The 20548-nt window shown below is 54.3% G+C and carries 18 protein-coding genes (1 of these 18 cut by a window edge); 10 read left to right on the top strand and 8 right to left on the bottom strand.

What is annotated here, in order from left to right; translation table 11 throughout:
• Together ftsY and SRBAKS_RS00905 are read left to right on the top strand one after the other, a co-directional pair.
• Positions 1-1259, top strand: the 3' portion of a protein-coding gene (gene ftsY, locus SRBAKS_RS00910; protein WP_229592667.1) for a signal recognition particle-docking protein FtsY. 148 nt of this gene lie to the left of the window's left edge; the window shows 1259 of its 1407 coding nt (coding positions 149-1407); the start codon falls outside the window, past its left edge; its stop codon occupies positions 1257-1259.
• Between the two features lie 25 nt (positions 1260-1284).
• A complete protein-coding gene (locus SRBAKS_RS00905) occupies positions 1285-2754 on the top strand; it encodes a 30S ribosomal protein S1 (RefSeq protein WP_229592665.1) in 1470 nt (489 codons plus the stop codon).
• 118 nt (positions 2755-2872) lie between these two features.
• Here the strand turns inward: SRBAKS_RS00905 and SRBAKS_RS00900 are convergent, their stop codons facing one another.
• Both SRBAKS_RS00900 and SRBAKS_RS00895 read right to left on the bottom strand, forming a co-directional pair.
• Positions 2873-3118 carry a hypothetical protein gene (locus SRBAKS_RS00900; RefSeq protein WP_229592663.1) on the bottom strand — a complete coding sequence of 82 codons (246 nt, stop codon included), beginning with the start codon at positions 3116-3118 and terminating at the stop codon, positions 2873-2875.
• Between the two features lie 6 nt (positions 3119-3124).
• Positions 3125-3958, bottom strand: coding sequence for a pseudouridine synthase (locus tag SRBAKS_RS00895; protein ID WP_229592661.1), 834 nt, complete (start codon positions 3956-3958; stop codon positions 3125-3127).
• Positions 3959-4079: 121 nt separating this feature from the next.
• Here SRBAKS_RS00895 and SRBAKS_RS00890 point away from each other — a divergent pair, with 121 nt between their 5' ends.
• The 8 genes from SRBAKS_RS00890 to SRBAKS_RS00855 all read left to right on the top strand — a co-directional run bounded on the left by SRBAKS_RS00890 (position 4080) and on the right by SRBAKS_RS00855 (position 15409).
• Entirely contained in the window at positions 4080-5066 is a 987-nt protein-coding gene (locus SRBAKS_RS00890; RefSeq protein WP_229592659.1) for an ornithine cyclodeaminase family protein, read from the top strand.
• A gap of 1 nt (position 5067) precedes the next feature.
• A complete protein-coding gene (locus tag SRBAKS_RS00885) occupies positions 5068-5952 on the top strand; it encodes a DMT family transporter (protein ID WP_229592657.1) in 885 nt (294 codons plus the stop codon).
• Between the two features lie 3 nt (positions 5953-5955).
• On the top strand, positions 5956-9102 hold the full coding sequence (locus SRBAKS_RS00880) for a UvrD-helicase domain-containing protein (protein WP_229592655.1): 3147 nt from the start codon (positions 5956-5958) through the stop codon (positions 9100-9102).
• Positions 9103-11991, top strand: a complete 2889-nt coding sequence (locus SRBAKS_RS00875; RefSeq protein WP_229592653.1) for a PD-(D/E)XK nuclease family protein — start codon at positions 9103-9105, stop codon at positions 11989-11991.
• 21 nt (positions 11992-12012) lie between these two features.
• Entirely contained in the window at positions 12013-12456 is a 444-nt protein-coding gene (locus tag SRBAKS_RS00870; protein WP_229592651.1) for a PPC domain-containing DNA-binding protein, read from the top strand.
• A 3-nt stretch (positions 12457-12459) separates the two neighbouring features.
• Entirely contained in the window at positions 12460-13653 is a 1194-nt protein-coding gene (gene lhgO / locus SRBAKS_RS00865; RefSeq protein ID WP_229592649.1) for an L-2-hydroxyglutarate oxidase, read from the top strand.
• 87 nt (positions 13654-13740) lie between these two features.
• Complete coding sequence (locus tag SRBAKS_RS00860; RefSeq protein WP_229592647.1) at positions 13741-14844, top strand: NAD(P)H-dependent flavin oxidoreductase; 1104 nt, start codon at positions 13741-13743, stop codon at positions 14842-14844.
• A gap of 154 nt (positions 14845-14998) precedes the next feature.
• Positions 14999-15409: a rhodanese-like domain-containing protein gene (locus tag SRBAKS_RS00855; protein WP_229592645.1), complete on the top strand. Its 411-nt coding sequence runs from the start codon at positions 14999-15001 to the stop codon at positions 15407-15409.
• A 61-nt stretch (positions 15410-15470) separates the two neighbouring features.
• Here SRBAKS_RS00855 and SRBAKS_RS00850 read toward each other — a convergent pair whose 3' ends face one another.
• From SRBAKS_RS00850 to dprA, 6 genes are all read right to left on the bottom strand, one after another.
• Positions 15471-15977 carry a peptidylprolyl isomerase gene (locus SRBAKS_RS00850; protein WP_229592643.1) on the bottom strand — a complete coding sequence of 169 codons (507 nt, stop codon included), beginning with the start codon at positions 15975-15977 and terminating at the stop codon, positions 15471-15473.
• Between the two features lie 3 nt (positions 15978-15980).
• Complete coding sequence (gene xerC / locus SRBAKS_RS00845) at positions 15981-16940, bottom strand: tyrosine recombinase XerC (protein WP_229592641.1); 960 nt, start codon at positions 16938-16940, stop codon at positions 15981-15983.
• The gene (locus tag SRBAKS_RS00840; RefSeq protein WP_229592639.1) at positions 16915-17877 is read right to left on the bottom strand and encodes a GGDEF domain-containing response regulator; all 963 of its coding nucleotides are present in this window, start codon (positions 17875-17877) and stop codon (positions 16915-16917) included. The genes xerC and SRBAKS_RS00840 overlap by 26 nt, the downstream gene beginning before the upstream one ends.
• A 28-nt stretch (positions 17878-17905) precedes the next feature.
• Positions 17906-18742, bottom strand: a complete 837-nt coding sequence (locus SRBAKS_RS00835; protein WP_229592637.1) for an HDOD domain-containing protein — start codon at positions 18740-18742, stop codon at positions 17906-17908.
• A 3-nt stretch (positions 18743-18745) separates the two neighbouring features.
• A complete protein-coding gene (locus SRBAKS_RS00830; RefSeq protein ID WP_229592635.1) occupies positions 18746-19141 on the bottom strand; it encodes a hypothetical protein in 396 nt (131 codons plus the stop codon).
• Positions 19142-19304: 163 nt separating this feature from the next.
• Entirely contained in the window at positions 19305-20534 is a 1230-nt protein-coding gene (gene dprA, locus SRBAKS_RS00825; RefSeq protein WP_229592633.1) for a DNA-processing protein DprA, read from the bottom strand.
• Between the last annotated feature and the right edge of the window lie 14 nt (positions 20535-20548).

Raw genomic sequence — 20548 nt, 5'->3', positions numbered from 1 at the left:
CCCAACCGGTAACGACACCCTCTGCCGAAAAGCCCGCAACCGACGCTGCTCCGACACCGACCGAGGACTGGCAGGCAGGCCTGACGCTTGCCCTGCGTCAAGCAGAGCCCAAACTCTCCCAATGGTTGAACATCATTGTCGAAGGTATTCCGGAAAAAGGACCAGCTCTCTGGGACCGTCTCGCTTTCCTATTCAAGGCTTTGGGTGCCCCGGACAATGAAGCACAGAATTTCATTTCAAAATTCGAAAACTGGCTGGACGATATGGGCTACGTGGCTGTCCCCGAGTTCAAGTCCGAACTCCAGTACCGTCTCGCCCTGGCACTTGAACTGGAAGACGAAGAAGATGAACGCGACCGTCTCTTCCTCAAACTTTCCGAAGGTATCTCCAAGACCCGGGAACAGATCACCAAGCGTATTGACAGCCTGCTCTCCAGCCACTCCTCTCTGGATGACGATTTCTGGGAGGAATTCGAGGAAATCCTGATCATGGCTGATGTCGGTATGGAAGCGGCCAACGAACTCATGGAGAACCTCAAGGCTCGCGCAAAGAAAGCCGGGACCGACAATCCAGACGATTTCAAGGATATTCTGCGTGACGAACTGGAGGATATTTTCAAGGTACCGCCCCGCATTGAGGCCGTGAACCCGCCAGAAGTACTGATGATGGTCGGTGTCAACGGTGTCGGCAAGACCACTACCATTGCAAAACTTGCATACCGTGCACAGATGCAGGGCCGCAAGGTACTCATCGCGGCGGGAGACACCTTCCGTGCAGCGGCCATTGACCAGCTCAAGGTGTGGGCAGACCGTATAGGCGTGGACTTCTTTGCCAAGGCCGAAGGCAGCGACCCGGCAGCCGTGGCCTTTGAGGCCATGGACAAGGCGACCAGCGAGGGATATGACCTGCTGCTGCTCGACACGGCCGGCCGCCTGCACACCAAAACAAATCTCATGGAAGAATTGACGAAGATCCAGCGTGTCGTCGGGAAAAAGCACGAAGGTGCCCCCCATCGCAACATTCTGGTCATTGACGCAACCACCGGTCAGAACGCCCTGTCACAGACAAAGCTGTTCAATAAGGCCGTGGGTGTGGATGAAATTATTCTGACCAAGCTCGACGGAACCGCCAAAGGTGGTGTAGTCGTGGCTGTGACATTGCAGAACAAGTTGCCGATCACCTTTGTGGGGCTCGGCGAAAAGATGGAAGACCTTCGCCCGTTCAATGGCAAGGACTTCGCCAAAGCCTTACTTACATAACCTTTTACACAGCTGGTAAACAATCGTGTCCGAAGAATTCAAAGAGCGTAATGGCGTGGAAGCAGGTGAAGAATCCTTCGCCGAACTGTTCGAACAGTACAGTGAAGGCGGCGGTGACAACCTGAACATTGGCGACAAGGTCTCCGGTACTGTCATCCAGGTGGGCGAAACATCCGTCTTTGTCGACACCGGCACCAAACTGGACGGCGTCGTCGAAAGGGAAGAACTGCTGGACGAAGACGGCAACTGCACAGTGAAAGACGGTGACACCGTTGAACTGTACGTTGTCGGCAAGGACTCCGGTGGCATCAAGCTCTCACGCGCCATCTCCGGTATCGGCGGACTGGCCATGCTTGAAGAAGCCAAAGCCAGCGGCCTGCCCGTGGAAGGTAAAGTCGAGTCCACCTGCAAGGGCGGTTTCAACGTCACCCTGATGCAACGCCGCGCATTCTGCCCGGTGAGTCAGATTGACAACCGCTACGTGGAAGACCCTGAAGAGTATGTCGGCAAAACCTTCGAGTTCATGGTCACCAAGCTGGAACAGCGTGGTCGCAACATCGTTGTATCTCGCCGGACGCTCCTTGAGCGCGACGCTGCGGAAGCTGCCGAGACCTTTGTCAACGACACACAGGTCGGCGATGAAGTTGAAGGCACCATCTCCCGTTTGGCCGATTTTGGCGCATTCGTTGAGATCGCTCCCGGCCTGGACGGTTTGGTCCACATCTCTCAGATTTCCTATGGCCGCATCGGTCATCCCGAGGAAGCCGTGAGCGTAGGCCAGAAAGTCAAGGCGAAGATCACGAAGATCGACCACGATGACAAAGGCCGCCTCAAAATATCCCTGTCCATGAAGGAACTGGCTCAGAACCCCTGGGACACCATTTCCGCCACCTTCAACGAAGGCGACAAGGTAACCGGCAAGGTCGTTCGTCTGGCTGATTTCGGCGCCTTTGTCGAGATTGCTCCCGGTGTGGATGGTTTGGTGCACGTCTCACAGATGAGTTACACCAAACGTATCAACAAACCCGCTGACTTCGTTTCCGAAGGCCAGCAGGTTGCGGTAAAGATCATGTCCATTGATCTGGAAAAACGCCGCATCGGTCTGTCCATGAAAGACGCCGAAGGCGATCCGTGGTTGGATGTCGAAGAAAAATATCAGGCAGGACAGAAGGTCGAAGGCACTGTTGAAAAGCAGGAGCAGTTCGGCATCTTCATCCAGCTGGAACCCGGCATCACCGGCCTGCTGCCCAAATCCGTCTACACCCGCTCAGAAAAGGCCTCTTCCTTTGAGCGCCTCCGCAGTGGTGAGACAGTTGAGATCGTCATCGGTCAGGTCAAGGCAGGCGAACGCAAGATCTCGCTGACAACCGGCGATGTCGAGGATGATGGAGACTGGAAGGACTTCGCTCCCACCAAGAAAACTACCTCCCTCAACATGGATGGTCTGGGTTCCCTCGGCAGCAAGTTGCAGGAAGCGTTTGATAAAAAGAAATAGCTGACGCTCTTTTAAACAGATAAGGCCCGGCTTCTGACAAGAAGCCGGGCCTTTTTGCATCCATACTTATCGTGGCCGGTATTGGTCAGCACAAATACCGCCAGTGATGCGCTTCTGGTCACTCAGCAGCATCAGGCGGCTCTTGTCTTCGCCCCCTAACCACAAAGAAGACAAGGGCGAGATAGCCCAACCCCACTCCAGTGCAGGCAAGCTTGTATTGAGGAAAAAAAAGGGCCCCCACGACGCCAATACCGATAAGCCCGACTCCGATGGCCCGAGCCGCATTGGTCGTTACCGGCCCGGACAAAGTCGGGAATTTCCCTGTGACAGCAATCCAGGTTCCCAGTCCCAGTTCAGCCCACATACGCTGCTACTCTTCCCATCCGGCCAGACACTCTGCCTCGAAACCGGGGAACTCAATGCGTTGGTGGTGCAGATAGAGAATCTGTTCTTCGGTCGCCTCGCCATACAACGCATCACCGACAATCGGATGTCCTATTGACGCCAGATGCGCCCGAATCTGGTGACGAGCACCTTTCATGATCAGACACCGAACCTGACTGGTGTTGGTTCCATGATCATGAGACAGGTCATCCACATCGGTCCAGCGTCGAGAATCAGCATCCTTTTCGTCCAAGACTCTGGTCGTCTTGCGGTTGTCCGTATCCAGCGCATTTTTCACCGTAACCATACCGTCCAGACGCCCAAGGACCTTGGCCAGGTAGAACTTCTTGATTTCACCGGCATCTTCAAGCTTCTGATACATTCCGACGCCGGTACCATCCACGGCCACGAGCAACAAGCCGGAAGTCATATAGTCCAAACGATTCAACAGAATCGGTAAATCGTCAGGGAAGAGTTCTCCCAAAACACTCTCAACACTAGGCTCATCCCTTCCCGCAATAATAGCGGAATGGACGCCTCTTGGTTTGGACACTGCCGCGAAAAGCGGACCTTGGGCAACAATCTCCACTCCGAGTTCACTTGCTGACATATATGTAGCTCCTTGTGATATCGTCACCTCTTGAGCGGCTCGAACCTTGTATCCTGGCTTACGGACCTTGCCGTCCACCAATACACGCCCGTCGTCGCACAATCTGCGTCGATACCGCAGGCCGGTGTCGGGCATGAAATCGTTCAGCACCTTGTCCAGGCGTACGCCTTCCAGCCCGCTTTCGATGATATGTTTATCCAGATCTGGCATGCGCAGACTCTACCCCCATACACAAGGTAACCGCAAGAACTTCCATCCCCGTTGACTGACAGTTAAAATAGTCCTAAAACGGGTCTCAAACTGAATATTTCCCATATAGAAGGACCCGGTCATGACAACTGAAGTACTCTGGATCTCGGCCAATGAGATCGACCAACTCGGCATCTCAATGGCCGAAATCATGGACGCGGTTGAAACCGGATTCGCTGCCATGGGCCGTGGTGAGGGCGAGATGCCTGCAAAGATAGGCATCCACCCCAGGGAAAACAGTTTCACCCACGCCATGCCGTGCTACATTGGCGGAGGCATCGACAAGGCCGGCGTCAAATGCATCTCCGGCTATCCGACCAACCCTGCCAAAGGGCATCCGTACATCACCGGCATCATGCTTCTCACCGATCCGGAAACCGGGCTGCCCCAAGCTGTCATGGACGCAGGCTGGATCACTGCCTGGCGCACCGGCGCAGCCTCAGGCGTCTATGCCCGCCACTTCGGCACCCCTGACACCGAATCCATGTCCATTGTCGGCACAGGCGTCCAGGCGCGGGTCAACCTGCTGGCCATGCAAGCGGTCTTTCCCAAACTCAACACGGTCAAATGTTATGGTATTCGAGAGGCATCCATGGACAGATTCATTTCGGACATGCAACCCCAATTGCCAGACGCAACCATCAGCAAGCATGCCGACCTCCAAGAGGCGGTCTCCGACACAGATGTGCTGATCACCTGCACGCCCATGGTCGAACATCCTGAGCGGGGCATACTGCAATCATGGCTCAAAGAATCGCATCTCGCCATTGCGGTGGACTATGACTCCGCCATTGGCGAAGACGTCTTCGCAGACGCCCACTTCACCTGCGACAACCGCAACCAATATGCCTGGACGCAGAAACAAGGCGTCTTTTTCCAGAACGGCTATCCCCTGCCAGACGACATAGACGCCGACATGGGCGAAATATGCGCGGGCAGGAAGCAGGGAGTGCGTGAAGGCAAACGTGGTGCGGTCCTCATGGGCATTGGTTCACACGATGTCATGACCGCCGCCCTCGTATATGAACATGCATCAGTTGCCGGAGTCGGCACCAAAGTCGAGTTGTAAAATGGCGGGATTCATCTATGTACTTGCGGCGGCGCTCATGTGGGGAGTCATTGGTATTTTTACCAATTTTATATTGGCAGATGGCGTCGGCGCATTAGAAATCGCGTTCTGGCGCGCGAGCTTTGCTTGGATCTTTTTTTTCACACACGCCTCTGCAACCAAACAAGTCAGGGTTCACCGCGCAGACCTGCCCGCCCTGCTCGCATTCGGCTTCATCTGCGTCACGCTCTTCTATGGTGTATATCAACTGGCCATCCGGGACATAGGCATGGCCATGTCCGCGGTTCTCCTGTACACAGCTCCTGCCTGGGTCGCTTTCCTGTCCTGGATCGTACTCAAAGAGCAGATGACCATTGTCAAGACACTCTGTGTCGTCATGACCATTCTTGGCGTCGCGTGCATCAGTCTGGGGCCGAAGCTGCTCAGCGGCGACACTATTGAACTCAACCTGTTCGGACTTGCCGCCGGTCTCATCTCCGGTTTCACCTACGCTCTATATTACATCTTCGGGAAGAAGTTCCTCTACAGATACGCCACACCAACCATTTTCGTCTACGCGCTCCCCTTTGGCGCACTGCTGCTTCTACCGTTCGTCGACTTCGCACCAAAGTCTCTCCAGACGTGGATGCTCCTCATCGGCATGGCGCTGGTGACTTCCTACGGCGCTTTTTCAGTCTATTACGCCGGCCTTAAACGAATGGACGCAACACACGCCTCGGTAATCGCCACCTTCGAACCCGTAGTGGCGGCCATATCCGCCTATGTGGTATTTGGTGAAAAATTCTCCGTGATCGGCTATGCGGGAAGTACACTCATTCTTGGGGCGGTACTGCTGGTCGTCCTCACAGGAACCAGAAAAAAGCGTATCGAAAACGCGGAGGGTTAACACATGTCACTTCTCAAGCAGGTCAAGGCTTCCGCAGGTTCGGGGAAGACCTACCAGCTCACCCGTCGTTTTCTGACACTGCTTGACGGTTGCGATGATTCAATGCCCCCCTTTGTGTGCACCAACACTCCCGGCAAGCAATTCACCTGGCCTGAAATCCTGGCGGTCACTTTCACCAACAAGGCTGCCACCGAAATGAAAGAACGGGTCGTCACGGGCTTGAAAGGCGCGGCCCTTGGCATTGGGGACCAACAGGATATCTGCTCACCGGAAACAGCCCACAAGACCCTCGGAGCGATCCTGCGCCGCTACCACCGGCTGAACATTCGCACCATCGACTCACTGCTGGCCCTGCTGCTCCGCCTCTTTGCCCTGGAATTCGGCATTCAGCCTGACTTTGAAATCGTCTTTGACGAACAGGAATTGTTCGAAGCCATTTTCGACCACTTCGTCTCCATATGCGAAACCAATGAAGACGAATACGAACTGCTGGCCGATGCCCTGGACACCCTAGTCCGCCTCGAAGGACGCAAGGGATTCTGGGTACAGGACACCATCCGCAAGCGGCTCAAGGAGCTGGTCGGCTATCTTTCTTCCGCACCAAACACGCTATTGACCGATCAGGACACCATCAGAGAACTGCTGATCACCGAATACGCCGACTTCAAACGGTCGGTGAACGCCATGGTCGTGCTCGTGAACGAATCCGGCCTGCCGGTACAGGCCAACGTCAAGAAACTGCTGGCAAAATACGAGGGCCTTGAGCTTTTCGACACCCCGGAAATCAAATCGGCCTATCTGTACAAGGATGCTTTTCGCGATTGCGTGAACAAGGCGGGAAAAGACAACGTTGATGACCACGCAGAAGCGATCTATGCCCACTTCAAGGAAGCCTGCTTCGCTTACGCAGCAGCCCACGCCACACTGGCGGGAGCGCTTTTCCTGGCCCCAGCCATCGAAATAGCCCTTCGACTGGCCAATGGATTGGATACATTGCAACGACAACGCGGCATGGTGCTCGGCTCCGGCCTTGCAGGACACGTGAACACCCTGCTGAGCCAGGGAGACACCGTGTCCGAGGCATACTGCCGCCTTGGGTGCCGACTGCATCACCTGCTCATCGATGAATTTCAGGATACCAGCAGGGAACAATGGAATGCCATCACCCCGCTCGCGCAGGAATGCCTCGCCAAAGGCGGCAGCCTCTATTTCGTCGGCGACGTCAAGCAGGCCATCTACAGTTGGCGCGGCGGAGACTCATCCCTGTTCGACGAAATCATGACCCAGCCGGACATCGCAGGGCTGGTAGAAGAGGCCAAGGGCGACACCCTGCCCGACAACTGGCGCAGTCACAGGAATGTCGTTGAATTCAACAATGCCTTTTTCAGCAATCTTGAAGATGCGGACCTCACCACGGAACTGGCTGAGAACCTGTTCTCAACCGCTCCGGCAGATTTCAAGACCCGCTTTGCCGTTGAATTGACCCGCAGCTTTCTCGATTGCTCCCAGTCACTCCCTGAAAAAAACGGCAATACCGGCGGCTACGTGCGCATGGAGCGTCTGGCTGGCGGCAGAAACAGCGACATAGAAGAACATGCCCTTGAACGACTGGACGAGCTGATGGACGACCTGAGCGCCCGCCGCTGCTACCGTGACATTGGTATTCTGGTCCGTTCCCACAAACACGCCACCCTTGTTTGTGACCTGCTTGTGCAAAAGAACATCCCGGTGATCACCGAGAACTCCCTGCAACTGGACAGACATCCCATTGTCCGCCAACTGGCTGGGCTCCTCGGTTTCCTCGACTACCCGCGCGATGATGTCGCTTTTCTGACATTCATCAGCGGCAACGAACTCTTTCTGGCCGAATCAGGCCTGGACAGATCCGCTCTTATGGATTGGCTCACGATTCCCACAAAGAAACCGCTGGGCGTCCAGTTCCGAGAGGATTACCCGGAGCACTGGCAGCGTTATATCGAACCTTTTTACAACCAATCCGGGCTGATGACTCCCTATGACCTGACACAGGAAGCCATCCGCGTCTTTCGTGTACTGGAACGTCACCCTGATTCCGAGCTCTATGTCCGTCGCTTTCTCGAAGTCATCCATCTGGCCGAAGAAAACGGGTATGGCTCTCTCGCAGCTTTCCTGGAATTCTGGGATGAGAAATCAGACCAGGAAAAGGTTCCGTTGCCCGAAAACATTGATGCCGTGCGCATCATGACCATACACAAATCCAAGGGGCTGGAGTTCCCGGTAGTCATCATCCCTTTCCATCATTGGGATGCAAAAAAAGATCAGGATTTCACTGTACTGAACTACAAGGAACACACTCTGCTCGCCCCCATGAAAAAAGAACTGGGCCTTCCCTACCATGAAAGCATGGGGCGCACGGTCCGCGAACAACTCAACCTGCTCTATGTGGCCTGGACCCGTGCACGCGAGGAGCTCTACGGATTCTTTACGGAAAAACCGGAATCCTCACCCGCGCTGGCTGCCATGAACCTGTTTCTAGAACTGGATGAAAACGATATTTTCGAGCAGGGCATCACGCCAACCGAAACGATTCCGTCCACCCCACAGCCGACACCGCAAGCGCGTGACCTGCCTGCAAACGAGCAGGAAGTCAGCCTCATGGAGTGGCTGCCTCGTCTCCGGGTCTATCGCCACAATCTGGATGAATATTTCTTTAACGAACGCATGCGCGGCGAAGTGGCCCACCGGGTCATGGAGCACATGCGCATCACCGGCGACGACCAGGCCGACAGAGAACGCGCCATCCGCATGGCCATGGAAGACTTTCCGGCGCTGGGCTCACTGAGTTCGACCGAACTGGACGAGTTGAAGACCGACCTGATCACCATGTCCACCTGGGCGCTCGGGCAGCAACAGCTCCGCACATGGCTCTCAACAGGTCTGCGCGAGCCTGAAGTCATGGATGCAGAGGGACAGTTCAAACGGCTGGATCTGCTCTATCGGGGCGAGGACACCATCATCGTGGATTTCAAAACCGGCCAGCCCACTCCAAAAAATGCAGAACAGGTCCGTGAATACATGCAGATTCTCAAAGCGATCGACGGCAGAACACCGCAGGGTTTTCTGGTCTACCTTGACCGACAGGAAATCCAGCAGGTCGGGGAGGAAGCATAGATGCAACCCATTACGCTCATCCCCTGGCACACTGATTTCATGCCCGCGCTCACGGAGTACCTTGTCCGGCGCGAGGACTTTTCAGACCTCACAGTGCTGTTTCCGCACAACAGACCGCGCCGTCATCTCAAGGCGCTTCTGACCGCACACGCCGCCCTGCCGCGTCCGGTCTTCATGCCGCAGATGACCTCCATTGCCGAGTTCGTCTCCGGTCTGCACAGAAATCTGTCAGAAACGCCGTTCATTCAGGCCAACCAGCTCGATCTGGTGACCCTGCTTTTCGAGGTAGTCAACGACCTGCGTACCCGCAGTGGCAGTCTCCTTTCACGCCTGCCTGAACTGGATCTTGAGGCATTCCTGCCATGGGGCATTCGCCTCGCCAAACTCATGGACGATCTGTTGCGTCAGGATATCACGCCTCAAGACCTTACATACATGCAGGGCGAGGTGTCTTCCTATGCCGCAGGGCTACTGGAGCAGATTCAGGCCATCCACGAAGCGTTCATTGACCGAGTCCGAGCCAAAGGATGGACGACTGCCGGGTTGAGCGCGAAATACATCCTTGAGCACCTTGATGCCGTTGAGACATCGCTCAACGGAAAGCCCATTATCGCAGCCGGATTTTATGCATTGAGCGGAGCAGAAGATACACTTTTCAAGACGCTGTGGCAGGCTGGTTTACTCCATCCGATCATTCACGGCGACCCGGCCATGGCCAATACAAACCGCCCTCACTGGGCTGCAGCAGAACACTCGGCCTGGCTGGAACGATGGCGGACGCACGCAGAAATTCCCGACTGGGCAGAGTCTGCCGAAACAAAGCCGGCCGTCCGGTTCTGTGAAGGGTATGACCGCCATTCACAATTGGCGGGGCTGGTAGAGGACATGCAGGAAGCCGACGGACTGGATGAAACAGCCGTGGTACTGCCGGATGAAGGCGCGCTCCTGCCGATCCTTCACATGCTCCCGGAAAAAGAGCCGAATATCTCCATGGGATATCCGCTGGAACGGACTTCATTAGCCCGACTCATCGAGACGCTGCTTACCCTGCAAGAGAACAGACTGGATGACGGCCGCTACTACTGGCGCGACCTCATCGCCCTCATCAGGCATCCCTATCTCAGACTTCTCGGTCCGGATGACAAACCTCTGCGTAAGGTCCTCCACATCTGGGAATCCCGTATCAGGGAAGGAGAAAAGTATGTTGATCCCTTCCTTTGGGAGCCGCCTTACACAGATGAAATTCTTGACGAAGTGGACAAACTCGTTGCCGAGCCCCTGCGACAAGAAGTATTGCGCCACTGCCTGACCAGCTTTGAACAAGCCGACACCCTGGCCAAAGTCGGCGATGCGCTGAACACCCTCGCGGCACTTCTGCACGCACAGGGCGAACGCCTCTGGCACACCTATCTTATTGATGCGGAATGTCTCTTCAGGCTGACCAGTTCGGTCATCCCTGAGCTCAAGAGTGCCGAAGCCAGTCATGAGGAATTCAGCAGGACGACGCTCTACTCATTTCTCAGACGCATGCTCTCACAGGAGCGGGTTTCATTCGAACCGGAGCCATTGGCAGGACTTCAGGTACTCGGTGTGCTGGAAACACGCCTACTCCACTTCAAGCGCCTGTTCATTCTGGATGCGGTAGAGGAGCGTCTGCCCGGCACCAACCCCTATGATCCCTTGCTGCCCGACCCATTACGCAAGCTCCTCGGTCTGCCCGACGCACGGGAACGGGACAACGTGTCCGGCTACAACTTTTATCGACTCCTCATGGGCGCACAGGAAGCGGTCATTTATTATCAAAGCGGTGTTCAACCCGGCCTGCTTGATTCCAAATCCGTACGCAGCCGCTTCGTTGAACAACTGCTCTGGGAACAAGAGCAGAAAAAAGGAAAGATCCTCGATACCGATGATGCCCTGATTCATTCGGTAACTTTCCCGGCCAGCCCGCTGCCATCAGGACCGGACGCCATTCCTGTAACCGATGCCATCCGTTCGGCATTACTCGAAAAACTCACCAGCAGGGGGCTGTCTCCGTCTTCACTGGACCGATACATGAACTGTCCCAAGCAGTTTTTCTATGCCTACCTCACACGCGTCAGACCCATCCAATCCGTGGATGAGGACGGTGACCGCAGCGAGTTCGGCTCGCTCATCCATGAAGTTCTCAAAGAGTTTCTCACCCCGTATATCGGGATTGAAACCGAACTTGGCAAACTGGATGCGGCCCTGTTGATGAAAAAGTTCAATGACATTTTTGCAGCCAGTGATTTCTTTGCACGCCTTCCCCTTGATACCCGGATGGGCCTCAAGGAAACCGGTCGCTACCGATTGACCGAATTCTTGGCATCCCAACAAACGGCAACGCTTATGGGATTGGAAAAAAGCCTGCAATCACAGGTGGAAATTGACGGTACAGCCATCCCCTTTTCAGGACAGATCGACCGTATTGAACAACGCGATCAGGAAATCTTCATCCTGGATTACAAAACAGGCAACGCTCCCATGCCCAAGAAGGGATTCTGGCAGGACATGGAATTGATCGAACGGCTGGAATCCTATGGCCGGGACGTCATCGATCCGACATTACTGACCGATCTGGCAGCGGAAATCCGGAGCGTCCAACTGCCAGCATATCTGTACCTGTACTCACTCAGTGAACGCCAATATCCTGCTTATGCCGGCTTGATCAAATTGGGTGAAAACGGCTCCGAACAACTCCTGTTCGGCCCCAAATGGACACCGGAAGAACGCGCTGAAGCAGTGGAAGAAATGACGCCTCTGTTGGTGCAGACACTGGTCAGACATATGCTGCTGGCAGCAGACTTCGCACCGCAACCGGGCACGCGCTGCACCTGGTGTGATTATTCAATACCGTGTGGCAAATAAACAGCAACAAAAGGAAATATCATGCAATACAGCGAAGGAACTATTGGCCGGGTCTTCACCTTGCGCCTGGAAGACAATGAACGCGTCCCGGGGTGCATCGAACAGTTTGCCAAGAACCACAATATCAGGGCCGCATTCTGTACCCTGATCGGCGGCATAGACAACGGTACCCTTATCACCGGTCCCGAGAATGGCGATGCACCGACAATCAAGGCCATGCACCTCCCTATCACCAATGCGCATGAAGTCGCTGGACTGGGCACGCTTTTCCCCAATGAATCAGGCGAACCCGTGCTACATATGCACGCAGCGTTGGGCCGTGACGGCAAGACACACACCGGCTGCATACGTCCCGGTCTGGATGTCTGGCTCATAGGCGAAGTCATCATCATGGAAATCCTGAACACCGACATGCTTCGCAAGGAAGATACGCGAAGCGGTTTTGAACTTCTTACCAAAGGATAAATCGTGTATTCAGCGCACACAGTCATATGCGGCGCTGGCATCCTCGGCCTGACCATCGCCCGCGAACTTATCAAATCGGGCTGTGACGACATCATCATCTTCGATAAAGAGCCTGAACTCGGTCGTCACGCATCAGGAAGAAATAGTGGTGTTCTCCATGCCGGGATTTACTATGATCCTGGAACCTTGAAAGCGAAAATGTGCCTGGAAGGGAACCGCCGGATGCAGGCGTACTGCGAAGAGAACGCCCTGCCGCTTTTCAAATCGGGCAAGGTCATCGTGACCCGCTCAGAAGCGGAGCTGGACACTCTGGACGAATTGAAACGACGAGCCAGGGCCAATGGCGGCATAATCGAAACGCTCGACGAAAAGCAGCTCGCCGAGGTTGAACCCAACGCCAAAACAGTACGGCGCGCCCTGTACTCACCCAAAACCGCCGTGGTCGCCCCAAAGGATATCCTCAAAGCCATACAGAGGGAACTTGAACACAGTGGCAAGGTCCGCTTTTTCTTCGATACCCGATTCACTGGTGCGGGCGAAAATCAGGTTCAGACCAGCCAAGGCACCATTCAATACGAACTGTTCATCAATGCAGCAGGCGCCTATAGTGATCGTGTCGCACAGGCTTTCGGCGTTGGCAAAAACTATCGGCTGCTCCCCTTCAAGGGGATTTATCGCAAACTGAAGCAACCGGCCGCAGACAAGATCAACGGTTCAATCTACCCTGTCCCCAATATCAAAAATCCCTTTCTGGGCGTCCATTTCACCCGCAGTGTCCACGGCGACGTCTATGTCGGCCCCACAGCCATCCCGGCATTCGGCCGTGAAAACTACGGCCTGCTCAAGGGGATCGACACGGAATTTCTGTCCATTCTTCTCCGTGACGCACGCATGTTCGTGGCCAATAAGAAATTCAGAAACATCGCTTTGGATGAACCACGAAAGTACTTCTTCAAACACTTTTTCTCCGATGCCGCGCAACTGGTAAAATATCTTACGCCCAATGATTTTCTTCCCTGCGACAAGGTGGGAATCCGTCCTCAACTGGTCGATATTCGCTCGCACGAACTTGTCATGGATTTCGTCATAAAACGACATGTGAACACTGTTCATATTCTCAACTCAATTTCACCTGCATTCACGAGCTCCATGTATTTCGCAGAGTTAGTAGTTAATGACTTTATCAATAACAAATAAGATTTTTTTTAAACGCCTGTTTCACTTGACTTGGTTTTGAATTCAGCGCAAGGGACATCTATTATTACTATTATAAGAGGTATATCAATGAAACTTCCGAATCTTTCATTCGGCGACCTGACAGCCAAGCTGCCCATCATTCAGGGCGGCATGGGTGTCGGAATATCCCTATCTGGCCTGGCAAGCGCCGTGGCCAATGAAGGCGGCGTTGGCGTTATCGCAACATCAATGATCGGCATGCGTGATCCTCTGCGAGCCAAAGATCCCGAAGCAGCCGACCGCCGCGGCCTTGTCGAAGAAATCCGCAAGGCCCGCAGCAAAATGACCGACGGCCTGCTCGGTGTAAACATCATGTGCGCCCTGACCAACTACGGCGACATGGTTCGCACCTCCATCCGCGAACGCGTGGATGTCATCATTTCCGGCGCCGGACTGCCGCTGGACCTTCCCGGGTATCTCCGCGAGATGTCCGAGGAAATGAAGGAAGACATTCGCACCAAGCTCGTGCCCATCGTCTCCTCCGGTCGTGCAGCCTCCATTTTGTGCCGCAAATGGGCCAACAAATTCGACTATCTGCCGGACGGTTTCGTTGTTGAAGGCCCCAAAGCAGGCGGCCACCTCGGTTTCAAAGCCGAACAGATCGACGACCCCGCATTCCAGCTCGAAAACATCGTCACCGACGTGGTCGAAGCCGTGACTCCGTACCGTGAAAAACACCACAAAAACATTCCGGTCATTGCGGCTGGCGGCGTTTACACAGGTGCAGACATAGCCAAATTCCTTGAACTCGGCGCTTCCGGTGTCCAAATGGGTACCCGCTTTGTGGCTACCGAAGAATGCGACGCCGACGAGCAGTTCAAACAAGCCTACATTAACGCGCAAAAAGAAGACGTAACCATCATCAAGAGCCCTGTCGGCATGCCCGGACGCGCCTTGAAAAACTCCTTCCTGGATGCGGTTTCCACCGGACTGAAACAACCCAAAAAGTGCGTCCATAAATGCCTGCATTCCTGCGCTGAGGAGAAATCCCCCTACTGCATCGCCCAGGCCTTGGTAAACGCCTACAGAGGCAAACTCAAGCACGGCTTTGCCTTTGCCGGAGCCAATGCCTACCTGGTAGACAAGATCGTCACCGTCAAGGAATTGATGAACGACCTCAGAGAGGAAGCGGAAAAGAAATTCCGTTCCTAGATCACCCAGATCAAACCATACACAAAGGCGGGTCCACAACGGACTCGCCTTTTTACGTTTATCATTTGGTGTCAAACCGCTACCATAGACCGCTTCTCTAGACAGTATAGAGATATTTGCATAGAGCTTGCTCAAACTACCTTGGGAGGTACTGATGAAACGTATTCTTATTATTGCTCTTGCTGCCCTGCTTCTGCCTGTCCTGGCCGGAGCTTCCGACTACAAGTACATTTCGCAGGACGACATGCGCACCCATCTGGACAACCACGACGCCGTGACCATCGTGGACATCTGCCCGATGGAGCAATTTGCCAAAGGCCACCTTCCCGGCTCCATTGAAACCAACGCCTACCCCGTGAAGACTGACGAAGAGCGCGCCAAGCTCGACGCAATCATGCCCAAGCTCACCACTTCAACAGACGACATCGTGATCATCTGCCCTGGAGGCGCTGGCGGCGCAAAGCGGACGTATGATTTTTACAAGGCCAAGGGTGTGGACGAAAGCCGTCTGTTCATTCTGGAAAAAGGGATGAACGGCTGGCCGTATCAGACCGTTGCCAAGTAAGGAAAAGACATAAGAAAGGCCTCCGAATCGGAGGCCTTTTTAGTGTCAAATGCAATGCGGGTTATTCAAACCGACGGGCAGTGATGACGGAAACCGGATCAGCCGGGACATCGTCAAAACCCTGATAGCTTTTGGTCTTGGCCTTGCTGATCTTCAAGGCCACATCCATGCCGTCGACAACCTCGCCAAACACGCAATAGCCAAAGTTCTCATCATCTTCGCCTGTATGATCGAGATCATCGTTATCGGCCACATTGATATAGAACTGTGACGTGGCGCTGTGCGGTTCGGGCAAACGCCCCATAGCCACGGAACCAGCCACATTCTTCAGCCCGTTGGTAGCTTCATTCACTATGGGATCCCGGGTTTCCTTTTCTTCCATGGAAAAAGTCAGGCCACCGGTCTGGATCATGAACCCCTTGATGACACGATGAAACAACGTGCCGTCATAAAATTCGTCATCAACGTACTGCAAAAAATTCTCGACAGTCTTGGGGGCCTTGTCAGGGAAAAGTTCGATCAGGATTTCACCTTCCGGTGTTTCCAGAAGGACCAATGGGTTTTCCATTATCTACTCCGTATCATTGTTGTTTGTATCATCATTTGTTTCTCCCGCTCTGGGATGTGCGGAATCGTATACCTGCATGATGCGCTGCATGTCCAGATGTGTGTATCGCTGGGTCGTCGTCAGATTCTCGTGCCCCAGCAATTCCTGCACACTGCGCAGGTCTGCCCCGGCCTCCAGCATATGAGTGGCAAAACTGTGCCTGAGCATATGCGGATGCACATCCTTGGGCAGTCCGGCCAACTTGCCCAGCTTGGCCACAATCCGATTGGCCTGACGCCGATCCAATCTTTTGCCGGCCCGCACACTCAAAAACAAAGCCTGTTCTGAATAATCGTCTTTCAAGAAGGCATGCCGTTGCTCCATGTACCGCCGAATCCGCTTTACAGCAGCATCTGACAAGGGAACAATGCGTTCCTTGCTACCCTTGCCGACCACACGGATGACATCGGAATCCACATCATTCATATCCAGTCCGATCGCTTCACTGATGCGCAACCCTGATCCATACAACACCTCTGCCAGTGCCATATCGCGCAACCCTTCCGGGTCTGGATCAAGCGCCGCCTCCATCATGGCCACGGCCTGATCAACGTTCAGCACCTGCGGATGCCGTTTCTCCTGCTTGGGATTACGAATGCCTGCTGTGGGGTCCTTGCTGATCTGCTTATGTCGGAGCAAATACTTGAAATAAGCCCGCAGACTTGAAAGCTTGCGCCCCATGGACGTCTTGGAAAGCTGACGCCGGTGCATCTCGGCCAGAAACCCCCGAACATGATCACGGGTAATCCGCCCAGGAGTTTCAAGGGAATGCTTCTTGGTCTTCAGGAAGTCCTGAAACTGATCAAGGTCGGTACCGTATGAGCGGATCGTGGCTTCTGAATAGCCCTTTTCAACGGACAGAAACGCGAGAAATCCCTGAACGAGTTCCCCTTTGCGGTTACGCTTTGCGTTGGTCGATGACATAGCTGCTCTTGGGATCTTCCTTGGCCTTTTTCTTCAACCCCATGGCTATGGATGAGACCTCACCATAGTGGGTAATCCGTTTGTTGGTGTTGACCACCACAGCCAACGAAATGGCCATAAGAGGAAAAACCTTGGTGTTGCCCTCCCGGTCAATGGAGGTGATGTTCCCGGCTTTTCGGTCAACCGGATCATAAAAATGGGGCACGATGTCATCAAAGGCCTTGATAATCCGCTGACACGCATCCTCCACCAGATCGGGCGGCAGAATGAAAACGAAATCATCGCCGCCAACATGGCCCACAAAACTCTGCACTCCCTGGTAACTGCGGATGGTATTGACGATAAGACGAGCCGACATCATCAGGATTTCATCGCCGCGGGAAAAACCGTACTTGTCATTATATGACTTGAAATAATCGAGGTCGCAGTAGGCCAGGGCGAAATCATCACCACCGTCGATAAGTTGCTGGATTTTCTGGATGATAGATGTATTTCCCGGCAATTTGGACAGCGGGTTTGCGTCCAGCGCCCGCATGGCCCGACACAGGGTGAGGTTGATCCGATCCCGCACCTCGGACGGGTTGAACGGCCTGACCAGAAAATCGTCCACTTCAACCTTGTTCCAGTTCCATGGTGTTTCCACATCAACAGGATCAACGCACATGACAACCGGCAACTGTCGGTAGACGTTTTCGCTCTTGACCAGATTGGCAACCTCACGACCGGAGATGTCCGTCAGTCGATTATCGACCACAAGCAGGTCAGGCGGCTCGTTGAACATGTGCTCGATGGCTTTGCCACCCTTGTCGAACACGATAAATTCAAGAACCTCGGGAGACCACATCTTCTGCAGCATCTCGGCAAGGGATTTGTCAGGGGAGAGGAGAAATCCGACCTGCTTGCGTTGGAAGAGGGATTCTTCAAGTGTCTGGCTCATATAGAGAACCTAACAGAGGTAAGAAGAATTAGAAAGTCAGGTCTGACACTTCAAGGAGCTGATCAGACATTTCGTCCATGACCTTATCCAGATCCGACATCTTGAATTTCAATTCAATAAGCGCCTCGGGACGCAGATAGGCGGTCTGATCGTCGCCGGAATTACCGAACTCAAACAACCGGACAAGAAAATCTCCGATATGCACCACACAGGACATCGGTTTGTAGAACTCGGCCATCTGCGGCGCATGATGCCGGCTCATGGATTCACGAATATTGGGCGGCAATCCCCAGTGACGGGCAAGCCATGCATTGATGCGATCATGGCCGAACCCGAGAACGTCCTTCTCCGCCTGAAAATAGGTCATGTCCTTGGTCTTTACTGTTTCCAGCACGGAGGCGTGCACCTCCGGCAACTGAACGGCAGTGACAACCTTCCCGAGATCATGGAGCAACCCGGCAACCGCATACTCTTCCGGATCTTCGAATCCGGCCCGCCGGGCAATGATGTTACAGGCTGTCGCGCACCCGAGGCTGTGCTCCCACAGCCCTTTCATGGCCTGGACCATCATATCGAAGACCGATGTGGAAATAATAATGCCGCGCACGACGTTGAACCCCAGCAGGACCAGGGCATGCTGGATGGAGCTGATACGACCGGGAAAACCATAGATCGGAGAATTGACCATCTTGAGCACTTTGGCCGAGAGCACCTGATCCGTCGAGATGACCTTGGCTATGGCATCGGTGGATGCGTCCGGATCTTCCACAAGCTTGGAGACCTTCTGAAGAACATGCGGCAACGTCGGCAGGTCCTTGACCTGAAGGATCTCACCACGAATACTGGTTTTCAGATCTTCGGCCATGTTCTATCCCTCACTCTCGACAGGTTCATCCGGTTCATCATCAGCCGCCATGGCAGCCTGTATGGCCTTGGCCTTGGCTTCCTGGGCCGCAGCCTTGATCTGAAAATACTGCCCCATACGACCTTTAACACGCATCATCCATTTGTCCTTGGGATGCTTTCGAAACAGAACATCCAATCGCTCCAGACGTTCGCCCCACTTAGTCCCGGACCCGGCCCCGCCCATGTCGACGGGATTACCCTTGACGGTTATGCGTTCGATCTTCATTGACTCCAGCCTGCTGATGAGGCTCTCCGTCAGTTCCATGCCTTCAGCCATGATGGTCATGCCGTTCTCCTTGGTCACAGGCTTGGCCAGCATCATACCGGGAGCGGCGAGATTGATAGGTATTTTCTGCATGTTTTTACCGAGTCAGAAGTAGTACATTTCAAGGAAGGAATACACTGATGGAGGATTTCACTCAAGTCTGTGCAACCCTAATTAATAAAAGTATATCAAATAACGTAGGGATTGCATGCCAAATCAACGAAAACAGACTTCAATGCTCTCCCCCTCATACGCATCAGGCCTCCCGGACAAGATACCACATGCCAGGCAACTGCTGAACGGCCCCACGCATCTCAAGCATGAGCAATATTCTGCTGACAACAGGGGAATCCCAATCAAGAGCGCGCCCCAAGGCATCAATATGCATTTTGTCCTTCTGATCCAAAAGTCCAAGGACTTTTTTCTCATCCTCGGTCAACGACATGGCCTCCCTGTCAGCCTGAGGCGGTCTTCTTCTGACCGGCGCAGGAGGTTCGACACTCTTTGCTTTAGGCTTGGCTTTCTTTTTGACAACAGCCTCTTCCAGATCAACGCCGTTCTCGTTCATACCTGAGGTCGGATCAGGAACATGCGCCAACTCCCGTGCAAAATCATAGCGCAGGATTTCAACGATATCATTGGCACTCTCCACCAAGGCTGCTCCCTGCTTAATAAGCCGATGGCACCCGGTGAATGTAGGCTGACCAATCGGTCCCGGTACGGCAAAAACATCCCTGCCCTGCTCTCCGGCCAATCGTGCGGTGATTAAACTCCCACTGTTATGAGCGGCCTCTGCCACCAGCACGCCCAGGGACAACGCACTGATGATACGATTCCTGACTGGGAAATACCCCGCCCTCGGTGTGACGCCCGGGCCGTATTCCGTGACCACCAGCCCCTTTGTGTCGAGCGACAGCCGGACATCCATGTTATCGGCAGGATACTCTACATCCAACCCACACCCCAACACGGCGATGGTGCTGCCCACCCCCTTGAGTCCACCGAGATGCGCCTGCCTGTCGATGCCAAGCGCCAGCCCGGATATGACGGTCACGCCGATGCGCGAAAGCTGGGCGCTTATTCTCCCCGCGGTTTCCAATCCCAGCGGCGTGCATTCACGCGCACCGACAACGGCCACGCCGGGATTCCTGAAAAGAGACACATCGCCACGAATATAGAGCATTGCCGGAGGATCAGGTATCTCTTTCAAACTTGCGGGAAAACGGGGATCGAACCAGGTGACCACATCCATTTTCTTCTTCAGGGCCGCCCTATATTCTACCTCTGCCTTCTCACGCCAGACCTCAGCCTGACATTTGGAAGCCTGAGCCGCGGTCGCCAACCCCAAAGCAGGCCAGGCTGCGGCATCCTGAACGGCCTCATATGCGCTTGGATAGTGCTGAAAAAGTTCCCGCCACACCTTGGGACCAAGGCGCGGGGTGTGCTTGAGAGCGAGACAGGCGAAAAAATCCTTGTGCAGATCCATCAACGGAATCCCTT

It is taken from the genome of Pseudodesulfovibrio sediminis, assembly GCF_020886695.1.
GTDB lineage: Bacteria > Desulfobacterota > Desulfovibrionia > Desulfovibrionales > Desulfovibrionaceae > Pseudodesulfovibrio > Pseudodesulfovibrio sediminis.
This window is presented reverse-complemented; position numbering and strand designations above follow the sequence as displayed.